This is a genomic window from Ruegeria sp. CE8, from assembly GCF_056537465.1.
This window is the reverse complement of sequence record NZ_JBQFRP010000005.1, coordinates 178,243-190,591: the sequence shown is the minus strand read 5'-3', so window position 1 is coordinate 190,591 and position 12,349 is coordinate 178,243. Positions and strand designations below refer to the sequence as shown.

6 protein-coding genes and 5 pseudogenes are annotated in these 12,349 nt (G+C 58.7%); 5 read left to right on the top strand and 6 right to left on the bottom strand.

What is annotated here, in order from left to right:
- Together ACR0AA_RS10955 and ACR0AA_RS10950 are read left to right on the top strand one after the other, a co-directional pair.
- Complete coding sequence (locus ACR0AA_RS10955; RefSeq protein WP_480663065.1) at positions 1 to 807, top strand: cyclase family protein; 807 nt, start codon at positions 1 to 3, stop codon at positions 805 to 807.
- Positions 791 to 1,312, top strand: a complete 522-nt coding sequence (locus ACR0AA_RS10950) for a thioesterase family protein (RefSeq protein ID WP_480663067.1) — start codon at positions 791 to 793, stop codon at positions 1,310 to 1,312. Before ACR0AA_RS10955 ends, ACR0AA_RS10950 begins: the two co-directional genes overlap by 17 nt.
- A gap of 12 nt (positions 1,313 to 1,324) precedes the next feature.
- Here ACR0AA_RS10950 and ACR0AA_RS10945 read toward each other — a convergent pair whose 3' ends face one another.
- From ACR0AA_RS10945 to ACR0AA_RS10935, 3 genes and pseudogenes are all read right to left on the bottom strand, one after another.
- Entirely contained in the window at positions 1,325 to 5,314 is a 3,990-nt protein-coding gene (locus tag ACR0AA_RS10945; RefSeq protein WP_480756031.1) for a translocation/assembly module TamB domain-containing protein, read from the bottom strand.
- A gap of 86 nt (positions 5,315 to 5,400) precedes the next feature.
- The gene (locus tag ACR0AA_RS10940; protein WP_480663071.1) at positions 5,401 to 7,206 is read right to left on the bottom strand and encodes an autotransporter assembly complex protein TamA; all 1,806 of its coding nucleotides are present in this window, start codon (positions 7,204 to 7,206) and stop codon (positions 5,401 to 5,403) included.
- Between the two features lie 158 nt (positions 7,207 to 7,364).
- Positions 7,365 to 7,598, bottom strand: a pseudogene (locus tag ACR0AA_RS10935) (urate hydroxylase PuuD); the annotation flags it as partial.
- Positions 7,599 to 7,619: 21 nt separating this feature from the next.
- On the opposite strand from ACR0AA_RS10935, the pseudogene ACR0AA_RS10930 reads away from it, so the two are divergent.
- Positions 7,620 to 8,362, top strand: a pseudogene (locus ACR0AA_RS10930) (LysR substrate-binding domain-containing protein).
- Positions 8,363 to 8,424: 62 nt separating this feature from the next.
- Here ACR0AA_RS10930 and uraH read toward each other — a convergent pair.
- Positions 8,425 to 8,768 (bottom strand): annotated as a pseudogene (gene uraH, locus ACR0AA_RS10925) (hydroxyisourate hydrolase).
- 173 nt (positions 8,769 to 8,941) lie between these two features.
- On the opposite strand from uraH, the pseudogene puuE reads away from it, so the two are divergent.
- A pseudogene (puuE, locus tag ACR0AA_RS10920) lies at positions 8,942 to 10,360 on the top strand (allantoinase PuuE).
- A pseudogene (locus ACR0AA_RS10915) lies at positions 10,357 to 10,835 on the top strand (ureidoglycolate lyase); the annotation flags it as partial. The pseudogenes puuE and ACR0AA_RS10915, both read left to right, overlap by 4 nt.
- 102 nt (positions 10,836 to 10,937) lie before the next feature.
- On the opposite strand, the gene ACR0AA_RS10910 reads toward ACR0AA_RS10915, so the two are convergent.
- Entirely contained in the window at positions 10,938 to 11,924 is a 987-nt protein-coding gene (locus ACR0AA_RS10910; RefSeq protein WP_480756028.1) for a type I glyceraldehyde-3-phosphate dehydrogenase, read from the bottom strand.
- A 54-nt stretch (positions 11,925 to 11,978) separates the two neighbouring features.
- Positions 11,979 to 12,302 (bottom strand): hypothetical protein, encoded by a 324-nt coding sequence (locus ACR0AA_RS10905; RefSeq protein ID WP_480756026.1) that lies wholly within the window; start codon positions 12,300 to 12,302, stop codon positions 11,979 to 11,981.
- Between the last annotated feature and the right edge of the window lie 47 nt (positions 12,303 to 12,349).

The following is a 12,349-nucleotide window of genomic DNA, read 5'->3' as shown; positions in this document are numbered from 1 at the left end:
ATGGCGCGCCGCTTTGTCGATTTATCCGTTCCGTTGGAAACCGGGATCGTATCGGACCCGCCGATCATGCTGCCGGAAATCGAGTATTTGACGCATGATCAGACCGCCGAACAGGTCATGTCATTTTTCCCAGGGCTTAAGAAAGAGGACCTTCCGGGCGGTGAAGGCTGGGCGATCGAGCGGTTGCAGATTGCCACGCATAACGGCACCCATCTGGACGCGCCCTACCACCACCATTCCACGATGAACAAGGGAGAGCGGGCCATCACGATCGACGAGGTTCCGCTGGAATGGTGCATGAACCCCGGCGTTAAACTGGATTTCCGCCATTTTGATGATGGCTATGTGGTGACGGCGGCTGATGTCGAGGCCGAACTAAAGCGCATTGGCCATGACCTGCGTCCGTTGGATATCGTGGTCGTGAATACCTCGGCCGGAACGCGATACGGGCAGCCCGACTACCTGATGAAAGGGTGTGGCATGGGGCGCGAGGCAACCCTGTATCTGACCGAACGCGGCGTGCGTGTGACCGGAACCGATGCCTGGAGTTGGGACGCACCGTTTCCTTTGACGGCGCAAGAGTATGCTGAAACGCAGGACCCGTCGATCATTTGGGAAGGGCATCGGGCGTCGATGGATATCGGGTATTGTCACATGGAAAAGCTGACGAACCTTGAATCTTTGCCGCCCGTCGGGTTCGAGATTTCCTGCTTCCCATTCAAGATCAAAGGGGCATCGGCCGGTTTCGTGCGCGCCGTTGCGATCTTTGAGACCCAGGAAGGAGCACCTGATGCAGCTGACGCCTGAAACGCTGGCCGGACATGACGGACCGTATGACGCCCCGGTTGAGTTCCAAGGGTTCAAGGCGCGCCCAGAATGGATCGACTATAACGGTCACATGAACGTTGGTTATTACGGCGTCGCCTTCGATAACGCGCTGGAATTGTTGATGGTGGATCACCTTGGGTTGGGCGAGGCTCAGGTCAAGGCAATAGGGCAGGGGCCGTACATCCTGCAATCGCACATGAATTTCCTGCGCGAGATGCTGGAGGGCGAGTCTTTCAGCATCCGGTTTCGCCTGCTGGACGCGGATCACAAACGCGGCCACTACTTCGCGCAGATGGTATCCGAAAAGGACGGCGTAGTTTGTGCCACTCAGGAGGCATTGTTCATGAACGTCAGCCATACGACTGGTCGTTCGGTTCCCTACCCGGATTGGGCAGTTACACGTCTGCAGCGGATGGTGAGTGATCACGCCGGTCTGGATCCGGTGCCGGAGGTCGGCCAGCAGATCGGTATTCGCAGGAAATAGCCCGCTCTCTGCTCAGTAATCGCGCGAGAAGAACACCCCGACGCCGGTTTCCCCCCGACCGTCAACAGTGCCTTTGACTGTGAAGTTGTCGGTGACGTCCAGATTCAGGTTCACCTCGGTGTCGCCTTCGGTATTCACAGTGAAATCGGTGTACAGATTGTCACTCAGATAAGCACCAGCACCCAAACGTCCCGCACCGCCTTCAGTGGCCCCGATATCGACCGTGTCGAGGCCCGTCGACTCTCGCAACCCTTTGGTCGCGTCACCGCCTGCACCGCTGAGCTGTGCCAAGGACGCGGCCATCTGTGCGATCACGAACGGCGACAGTTCCGAGAAACGGTTGCCGAACAGCAGCATGGCCAGGGCTTCTTCTGCCGGACGCTCAGGGTCGGAAAAGACGTCGACCTCGGGTGCGTCCAGCGGTCCGGCGATTTCGATGGTCGCGGTGCCGTCTGATGTGCTGGTCGAGGATTCGAACTCAATATAAGGCGTCAAATCGCCTTGCAGCGTCACAAGTCCTTTGGTCAGCGCCAGCCTGCGCCCAAGAATGTCAAAGTTACCACGGATCAGTTCGATCTGGCCGGACGGAATGACCGAAGAGGTGGTGCCGCCAATGTGTATACGTCCACCCAGCTCTGCGTTGACGCCACGGCCGCGAACAAAAACGGCCTTCGGCGCCAACAGGCTGACGTCCAGTGCAATACGAGACGCGCTTTTTTCCGCGCCTTCCTTCTCGACAAGGCCCGCGCGTTCGCGGGTTACATAGCTGGCCCGGCTTTCGTTCACGTGAATGATGTCGGGGATGGGCGCGGCGCCCACGGCCCCCGCCGCAGCCGCCAGGTTGATATTGGTTTCGTCAAACGTGATCTGACCGGCAACCGAACTGTTTCCGGCCAGAGCCCCGGTCATCGCGATTTGCCCGTTAAGGGTGGTTTCAAAAAGCAATCTATCGGTTAGCACGACGCTGTTGAGCGCGGTTGTAACATTGGCGTTGAACGGCGGCGTCAGGTCGATTGGACCACTAACGGTAAAGTTGCCGCCGGCTCTGGGACCGCCGCTGAGCGAAACTGTGGCCCGGCTTTGCGCAAGCTCGACCGAACCACTGATGCCTGTGATTGTTTGCCCTGCGCCCGGAATTGCCAGAGAAGTGCCTGACGTTGTGATTGATCCCGACAGGGATTCCAGTGCGGGCTTGCCGGACAGGGTCAGGTCGTAGCGGGCATTCCCGTCGATTTTGTTGGGTGTGATGAAGATGTTGGCGATGCCCAGATTTACACCGCCGACCGCCTTAAGATCGGCATCGCCGGTGTTTTCATCAAACGTGCCAGAAACGTCACTGTTGATTTGGGCCGGACCTTCGGCCTTGGCATCGATCGTCCAGACACCCTTGTTGCGCTTTGCGCTGCCATTGGCGGCGATGGTGCCGGGAAACTCGGGAACGAACCTTTCAATACGGTTGAACTTGGCGTCAAAGTCCAGATCCGCAGAACCGTCGCTGTCCACGGTACCCACAAGCTTGGCATATGAACTGTCGGGGCCGTTCAGGTTGGCGGTACCCTCAATCCCGGACGATGTCGGGGCCACATTCCCATCCAGTGTCAACGGGCCGGACATCGTATTCATGATCCGAGCCAGATCATCAAGCTTGACCGAGTAGTCCAAACCGCCGGACTCGCGATTCACTTTCCCGGATGCCGTCGCAGTTATGGCTGTGCCATTCAGGCGAAAATTCTGGATGTCGAGGCCCTGCTCGCCGTTTTCGGCGTCGACCGTCAGGGTCGTCTCGCCCTGGATCAGCTTGTCCACGATGTCGATGCCAGTCTGAATGTCGTTGGCGTCAAGATTGCCCTGTATGTCGAAAACCCGGCTGGACAGGGTGCCACTGCCCTGAACATTTGCCGCGACAGAGCCGAACAGATCACGACCTGCAAGGCCGGAAAACAAAGACAGGTCCGGAACATTCAGTTGCGCTTGCCCATCGGCAGACAGATCGCCGGTCGGGTCGTCAATCGTTGCCTGCACCTGTGCGCTTAAGGCTTTGCCGTTCACGGTTGCGTTGCGGATGTCGATGCTGTCGGCGGTCCTGGCGCCATCCCATTCGATCTCGGTCCTACCTGTCAGCAGAGGATCGATATCGGCCATCCCGGTCTTGATATTCTGTCCGATCACAGTCGCGGTGCCATCAAATTCCAGCGTTTGCACCGTACCTTTGCCGTTCACAGTTGCCTGCAGCGCGCCGCCCAGTTCGCGCTTGGCCAGGCCCGAAAATACCGATAAGTCCGATGCATTGACCCGTGCCTCGCCATCGATGGTCAGGTTGCCGTCCGGAGTCGTCACGACACCACTTGCCACGGCTTTGGCTGCCTCACTGTCCAGATCGAATTCTCGAACAGTAATACCGTCTGTGCCGCGGCTGCCGTCCAGGGTGATCGTCGTCTCTCCGGTAATCACCGGATCTATGTCGTCACGGCCTGTGGACAGATCGCGGCCCTGAACCACCACTTTGCCGTCAAAGCTACGTTCCAGCGGTGAGCCTTTTCCTTCGACCCGGGCCGAAACCTGCCCACCAAGGTCCAGCTTGACCAGATCCGAAAAGCGCGCCAAATCGGTCGCTTCCAGTGATGCGGAGCCGTCGACCGTCAGACCGCTTGTCAGGCCGTCAATCAGCGCATCCAGCGCCAACGTGTAGTCAGTGCCCACAAGTTCGAAATCGGACAGTCGCACGGACTGGTCGCTGCTGTAGTCGAACTGACCGTCGAGTGTAATCCGCTCACCCAACGCCGAATTCAGGGCAGGATCGGCCAAGTCGATGCCGCTGACCGTTGCCTGAACATCACCATCGACCGTCAAGACGTCGCCCTGATCCAGCGTCCCTTGGGCCGTAATCCGGGCGTCCCCCAACTTGGCCTGCGGCGACGCGAACTCATTCGCCGTCAGGCTTAGATCCCAGAGGTTGCCGTTCTGGCGATCAAACAGGGCCGAAAGCTGGGCCGCCTTGATCGACGTGTCGCCCCCGGCAACTGGAAGTACAACTGTTTGCCCATCTGGTGGGGTGATGCGCCCCTGTAGCGCCGCCAGTTGCAATTCGCTGCCTTCCCCCAATTGCAACTCGCCCTTCAGGTCCAGAGCCTGCGTGGTGAGTTCCAGGTCCGAGATATCCAGCGCGCCTTCGGGCTTGGTATGCCCGTCCACATACAGCCGCGATTTCGGGCCGAAGAACGGGTCAATGTCCGGCCCCAGAAACGGTGTCAGATCTCCGTTCAGATCTGTGGTAAACGCGATGCCGTCAGCTGCGCCGCCCTCGGCTGCCTGCAGGCGAACTTGCCCGGTGACACGCATCTGGTTGTCGCTGCTTAGGCCGATATCCGCAGTGAAGTCAGTCAGCGGACCTGCACCTTTCGCGGTCAAACCAAGTGGTGGGCTGTCTGGTATTTTCAGTGCGGTGGAAATCAGCCCGCCCGAAGCTTCGGTCACTTGCAGGTCCAGATTGATCTCACGGCTCGAATTCTGGAAACCGGCCACCAGCTTGATTTCATCGCCCGCGCGATCCAGCCGGATAACGTCCAGATTGGTGTCCAGCGTACCATCGGCCAGCGACAGATTACCCGTCACGCTAAGGTCGGCCGCAACACCGATCAGCGGCTCTCCCAAGGACAGGTCATCCACCCGGATTTCACCGATCTCGATGGCAACCGGCAGCTCGGGCAGCTGGAATGGCTGGGTTTCTGCCGAAGCTGGCGCTTCTTCTTTCGTTGTGGTGCCGGGCGCGCGGGCGATGTCGATCTCTTGCGCAGTCAAGGCGTTGACCGAGAACCGGCCCCGGATCAGGGCGAGGCGGTTCCAGTCCAGCTGGGCGTCCTTGATGGTCAGCCAGACACCTTCATCGTCGGCCACTGTTATTTCTTCGATCGTAGCGCGGGCGCTCAGTGCCCCTTGCAGGCCTTTTACGGTCACGTTCTGGTCGTCACCCGACAGCGTGTCCTGCAGGAAGCGTTCCAACATGCTGCCGCCTTCGTCCTGCGCAGCAACAGGCAGGGGGGAGGATATTATTAGTCCTGTGATCACCAGGGGATATGCGTGACGTCCAATCAAAATGCTTGTCCGATCCCGATGTAAAATTGCAGACCGTTCCCTGTGTCACCCTGAACCGGCACGGCAAGATCCAGTCGAAGTGGGCCAAAGCCGCCAAGATCATACCGAACACCCAGCCCGGCACCGGAGTGGTATTCTGCGCCGCTGCCGATAAATGATGACGTGTCCACTGTACCGTAGTCGTAAAACCCGACGAGGGATATTGCTTCGGTTACTTTGCCGCGAACCTCGGCGGACAGCCCAAGGAAGGACTTGCCGCCCGCGACACCGGTGCCAACAGGGATGCCGAGACTTTCATAAGGTTGACCGCGCACCGTCCCGGCACCGCCCGAGAAGAACAGGAAATCCGGCGTTACGCCGTCAGGGGACGGCCCGATAACCGATCCAAGTTGGACACGGCCCGCCAGAACAATCCTGCCGCCGGTGCCAAGGCTGGTATAACTGCGCCCGTCAAAAAACAGGCGGATGCCGCTTTCGGTGTCGGACAGCCCGGCAAATGGCATGATCTGAGAATCCAGATAATACCCGCGCGTTGCACTGACTTTGCTGTCGCGCTGATCCCATTCCGACCGGAAGGGGATGATAAAATACCGAAACCTGCGGTCGTCACCGTAGGCGTCGTCAGCGCTGGACCACTGAAACCCGGCCGAAGCTTCGGCGTACAGGCGATCGGAAAACGTGCGCCGGGCACCATAGCCCAGCGAGGCGCGCGTCACATTGTAGTTGTCGGTGTTTCGCCGCTCCAGAATGGCGTTCCAGAATGTACTGTCATCGGGGCCCAGCCGGTCGGGCTGATCCAGGCGCAAACCGATCCGGCCGTCGATATCCTCGGATCCGCCGATGTTGCGAATGGCAGCCTCGAACCGGAGACGTTCGGCCCGCCGGAACACGTTGCGATGTGTCCAGGTTGTGGTCACGTCTATCCCGTCGCGCGATGCGATTTCGAACCCGAAAGTTAGCTGGCGTTTGGGCAAGTCCTCGAACGTTGCGTCGAAATCCAGGGTCCCGTCCGGGTTTGGATTTTCCCGCTCTTCAATTGCAACGACATTGAACGTTCCGGTCCGTCGCAACCGAGTGCCGACTTTCTGGATTTTTTCCGGAGAGAACACCTCACCTGCCGGAAACCCTGCGATCTTTTCAATCGACCGATGGCGCACATCCGTGTCGCCCTTGATAAACATCTTGCCAAATCGCAGGCGGGGGCCGGGGGCGAGGTCGACTTCGGCGTCCAGCTTGGCCTGCGCGTGGCGCGCGATGACCTTCTGGCCCTCAACCCCGGCCTTGGCATGACCCGCGTTTCGCCAGCCCTGCACACCGGCAGAGGTTGCCTGCTGAATGGCGCCGGTTGTGGCCAGCTTACCAATGGCGAATTCTTCCGGCAGTACCGTCTCGGGCGCCACTGGTTGCACGATCGCCTCACCAAAGGTGAACTTGGGACCGGTGTTGATCGTGATGACGGCCCGGTTGATTTGCGCCGGTACGCTGAGCGAGCTGAGTTCAGCCGCCTCTTGCCCATCCAGTTTTATGCTGACGACGGGGCTGAAGTACCCTTCGTCATACAGAATCTGAACGATCGTGCGGTAGTCAGACAGGGCCGCCGAAAGGATCTCCAGCGGAGTGTCCAATCCACGGGATTCTGCGGTCGTGACCGAAGAGGTCTCTTCCAGACGCTCGACAAGCTCTTCGGACCCACCCGGAACCGACAGGGTCGTTTCCAATGCGGCCAGAGAGGTCGGCAAGGAAATTGCAAGCGCGCCGAGAAGGCAATTCTTCACAAAGGCTCGTGGCCTGCTCCTCGGCATCTGATAGCTCCAACTGCCCCAAGTCGAAATGAATTTCGCCGTTTTGTGCACAGAAACGGCTGATTAATTTCACTTTAGAACATCAGACGTCCGAGAGGAAAAGACATTATCGAACGAGATGCCACTTTTGCGATATGTGTGGTCGCTGGGTCTCGTGATCAGGAACCGGCGTTGCGGAACCAGCGGATTATGGCCTCGCGATCTTCGGGTTCCATATAGGTGACATTGGCCGGAGGTATGGCGTGGCTTACACCTGCCTGCAGTTAGATTTGCTGGGCGGTGCGGGCGATGTCACCTACTGTTTCCAACAACACACCCTTCGGAGCTCACAGAATGCCCTACCATACCGGTTCCCGCGCGTGGCACATAGAACCGTGGCCTAGAGCAACGTCAGGGTCTACGATCTGGGCAGCATGCCTGCTGCCGGGCGCGACTTGCAATTTCGCCTGCGGTGATATCGGCGCGGATTTCCCGGCTTGTGGATCATCTGAGCGTTCGCTGGTTTCAGCGAGCGACGCGCAAGTCGTGCATCTGACCAAAGCGCCGCGTGGAACGCTGTTCGTAGGGGGGCCTCTGGGTGTTGACGACAGGGTTTCGGTGCCAAAAGCACTTAATTTTCATGAAGAATACCTCGGGAATGACGTGCGCCTGCGACTGACCGACAGGACGACCGAGGGGTTGGATCAGGAGTTGCTTGTTGATCAACCCGAAGACAACGCCTTGCGCATCACAAGATTGCCGACCGCCGGCGTGTCTTATGCGCCACCCCGACTTATGTTGATCGCCGGGGCCTGCCGATGACCGGCGCGGACCTGATTTTGCGGCGCCATGAATGTCTGAATTTGCGAGCCCCCGGTGCAACCGGAATCCAGTGGCTTTTGGGAAACATCGTACGGACCCAAACGATTTGCGGTTTCCGATCGTTTTGACAGTGATGACGAGGACGTACTGTAAGATTGGGCGCTCTCAGGGTAGGGGATTGCGATGAAGCCGGTTTTTTGAGGTGGCTGAGCAACTCGGTACGGGGCGTCTGGTGCCGGTCGCGGTCGACACGCCTCTGGCTTCTGTGCAGATGGCTTGCCTTCATACACACCGTCGCCATCAGGCCCCAAAGGCGTTTAGGCGGACGGGATTACAATGTCACAGCCGCGCCTGAAAGGCTTGGCGCTTGGCCCAACCGGAGGCGCCCGTTAAGGGCAACCGACAAGCGGGAGTGCTTCAGCTTCCCCAGTAGGTCGAATAGCCATTGGGGACAGTAGCAGTGGCATGTGATAACGCGCTTTGTCATCGGCCGTGCCGAACCGAATTGGCACCTGATGCAGAAAGAGCGGGACTTCAGCCGCCTGACCAGCTGCGCGCAAGTAATCTCCGGCGAAAAAGATCAACTTGTAAGTACAGGTTTTGAATGCGTCCTGCGGGAGGATCGGGCTGTCGGTGCGGCCATCCGAGTTCGTTTGCCTCTCGGCGATCTTGTGATGGGAATTTCCCGACACCCGGTAGTACGAAATTTTCAACCCATCGGCCTGGCAGCCGCGAGAAGTGTCCAGAACTTGGCTCGCCACATAGCCAGCTTCGGGTCTCTCCTTTGATTTGCCTTTTGCCTTGTCGCGGTGTGGCGCAAAGTTCAAAACGGTGGAAATGCGGAAAGAACCGAAAACAGCGTTCAGATTGATTTGATAATTATCCGCGCGTTTCCGGGCAAAAGCTGTCCAAAAGCCCAAGAATGGAAGATGCCATGCAACCGCCTCGCTATCGCCGTAACTTGATCGGAAGCGGTGCCAACCCGCCAGATGCCTAATGGCCGGGTGGCGCAAAACTAGCTGTTCAGATCGTGCTGAACTACAACGAAGGCGGAGAGAATTGCGTGCTGCATGGCGATGCGGAATCTGAGGCGTTCCTGCCTGAAATCGTCGGTGCCGTGCAATGGTCCGGCCAGCGTCATTGGAACATGGAATCGATCTATGAATATGGATCGCGCGCGGGGTTCTGGCGTCTGTATCGTCTGATGCGGGATCTTCCGATCACAGCGTACGGTGTGGCAACGGCGTTGGCTCGGCCCTCGGAATCAGGTGGCGGCAAGGAAGGCGGCAGGCTAGGTGATTGCCAGCCACGACCTGAAATGGGTCGAGCATAAAGATATGCCCGAAGACTAAGAACGCGCTCAGATTGCCAAGGCCATTCGCTTGCATACCGAAGTTGTAGGTGAGCGTCCGCGCGGCTGGTACACCGGGCGGTGTTCGGAAAACACCGTAGGGCTGGTGGCCGAGGAAGGTGGTTTTGCTTATGTGGTCGACACTTATGCAGGTGATTTGCCGTATTGGATGCAAACGGGCGGGCGGGATCAGCTGATCGTGCCTTACACGCTGGACTGCAACGACATGCGCTTTGCCACACCGCAGGGGTTCAATGCAGGTGATCAGTTCTATTCCTACCTCAAGACAGTTTCGACACGCTTTATGCCGATGGGGAAGCCGGAGCGCCCAAGATGCTCTCGATCGGCTTGCACTGTCGTCTGATCGGACGGCCGGGCAGAGTGATGGCGCTGAAACGGTTTCTGGATTATGCGCGCGGATTTTCTGACGTGTGGTTCGCGACGCGATTGCAAATCGCCGAGCATTGGGCGGCGCATCATCCACCGGTAAAGCACCCTAAGCCTTCGCAGATGGAGCGTGACGCGTTTGTGACGGCATATGGTGGCATCTTCGAGCATTCGGCATGGATCGCAGAACGCGCCTATGAGCTGGAGTTGGGTCCTGCCCATGGCACCGCTGGCGGGTTGCATAATGCTCTGACTCGGATGTTCCGTTCGGCATCCGAAGAAGAACGGCTGGGGGTTCTGACTGCGCACCCTGATCTGGCAGGCAAGCTGGCGCAGGCAAAGCGTTTGACACAGGAAAGCACGTCGGAACAGGCCTCGGCAGGATTGGATGCTTTGACGGATGAAGAACGCGCGACGTTCACTGAGTTGAACCGGGAATACACCGAAAAGTTCGGTTTCCCGTTCATCATTGCCGTGCGCGATCATGATAAGGCGTCGATCCTGCAGGCGTTTCAACGACGGATCGACCATGACCGCGGCGCTGAATTTGCCGAGGCTTGCCGTCAGGTCGAACGGATCGCCGAATTCCGTTTGCTGGACGTTTTGCCCTCATGAATGGCCGCATCGTAATCTCTCCGCTTACGGCCGAGGCTTTTGCCCCCTTTGGCGATGTGATCGAGGTGGTGGGCGACGCGGACAAGATCATCAATCAGGGACAATGCGGCCGCTATCACGACCGTGCATCGCTGGACTTTTCGGACGGGCAAGCCGGGATCAGCCTGTTCAATGCCAATCCGCGGTCTTTGCCTTATCAGTTGGATATGGTCGAGCGGCACCCTGAGGGTAGTCAGGCCTTTGTTCCGATGACGCATGAACCATTTTGGTCGTCGTAGCACCGGACGAGGGCGGGCGACCGGGGCATCCCCAGGCGCTTGTGACCAAACCCGGCCAAGCTGTGAACTATCATCGGGGAACTTGGCACGGTGTGCTGACACCTTTGCACGGGCCAGGTTTGTTTGCCGTGATCGACCGGATCGGCCAGGGCGACAATCTGGAGGAGTTCTGGTTTGACACCCCGTATGAGGTCGTCGAAGGAAAGGGCCTCCCGCCCAGCCCCTGCCCATCAAAGATGCTTGGGACCTGTTGGGACAAGCAGCGCGCGGGCAAGCCCGCCCGCAGCGTCACCTCAGACTCAGTGCTGCGTCATGAGGCGGGCGACGTCCAGCATACGCGCTGAAAACCCCCACTCATTGTCGTACCAGCCAAAGACACGAACCTGATGTTCGCCGACCATCCGGGTTTCGGGTCCTGCGATTACCAGAGACTCGGGTCGTGTGCGCAGGTCTGAAGAAACCAGCGGATGATCAGTCCAACCCAGAACGGGTGAGCGTTCCACGGCAGTTTGCAACTTGGTTTTGAAAGTATCGGGTGACATCCCGCGTTCCAGCGTCACGACCAAATCGACGGCGGACACGCTGGCAGTAGGGACCCGCACGGCTGCGCCCGAGATTCGCCCGGCCAGATGCGGCAGGACCTCGTCAATCAGGTGGGTGGCGCTGGACGTGGTGGGAACCATCGACAGGGCACCCGCGCGCGAACGGGCCAGATCACCACGAGGCGCGTCCACCATGGGTTGGCTGTTGGTATAGCAGTGGATCGTGGTCATATGCGCCGATGCGATCCCGCCGATCCCGTCCAGTACCTTGACCAGAGGAGCCAACCCATTGGTCGTGCACGACGCGTTGGAAACGATGCGGGCGTTCCCCAACTGGTCTTCGTTAGCGCCCAGAACGATTGTGATCTCGGTCGCCGGCGATGGGCCAGAGATCAGCACCTTGCTGGCCCCTGCGGTAAGGCCCTGGCTTGCGACGTCCGAGGTTCGGGCGACACCGGTACAGTCCATTAAAACGTCCACGTCCGAAAGATCGACATGGGTCAGGTTGGGGCTGTGCGTCATCGGAAACGAGCGCCCATCGACAACAAGCGCTGCATCGCCCTGCTCGACGATGCCGGGGTAGGGGCCAAAGGTGCTGTCGTACTTGAAGAGGTAAGCGCAGGTCTCAAGCGGGGCGATGTCGTTAATCAGCACCAACTCGATATCCGTATCCTGCGGCAGAGCCAGCAGCTGCCGCAGGATCGTGCGGCCAATGCGGCCGAATCCGTTGATTGCAAGTTTCATGCGCAAGCTATGGCAGCGTGCTGTCGATAGCTCAATGCCCGTTCTTACGCTTGGTCAGTTGCAGCTGACCTGCGAAAAGAACTGGCCCGAAATGTTCTGGTACATGCTGGCCACGATTGGTCTACATCCGGTTGCCTGCTGAATGGCAGCAATGGCCTGAATGGTGCGCAGTCGCGGCGGTGGGCCAAAGGGGTTCAGGTTGTTGTTGTCACGCGTTGCACGATACACGACCGGAGCATCCGAAACCTGAGTTACCGCCCAGGTGCGGCTCATGACGAAAACCTGCTTGGTTTCTTCCTTTGCGGCGACAGGCGTTGCATCAAATGCTGTCAAACCAATTCCTGCTGCCAGTGCCAGCATTGTTACGCGCAGTACCATTGAACAATCTCCAGTGCTAAAAACCGGTGTTATTTCACCAGATTCAA

Excerpts from the sequence above, each read along its gene's own strand:
- ACR0AA_RS10955 (WP_480663065.1), top strand. The coding sequence starts at position 1 with ATGGCGCGCCGCTTTGTCGATTTATCCGTTCCGTTGGAAACCGGGATC.
- ACR0AA_RS10950 (WP_480663067.1), top strand. The coding sequence starts at position 791 with ATGCAGCTGACGCCTGAAACGCTGGCCGGACATGACGGACCGTATGAC.
- ACR0AA_RS10945 (WP_480756031.1), bottom strand. The coding sequence starts at position 5,314 with ATGTTGGAACGCTTCCTGCAGGACACGCTGTCGGGTGACGACCAGAAC.
- ACR0AA_RS10940 (WP_480663071.1), bottom strand. The coding sequence starts at position 7,206 with ATGCCGAGGAGCAGGCCACGAGCCTTTGTGAAGAATTGCCTTCTCGGC.
- ACR0AA_RS10910 (WP_480756028.1), bottom strand. The coding sequence starts at position 11,924 with ATGAAACTTGCAATCAACGGATTCGGCCGCATTGGCCGCACGATCCTG.
- ACR0AA_RS10905 (WP_480756026.1), bottom strand. The coding sequence starts at position 12,302 with ATGGTACTGCGCGTAACAATGCTGGCACTGGCAGCAGGAATTGGTTTG.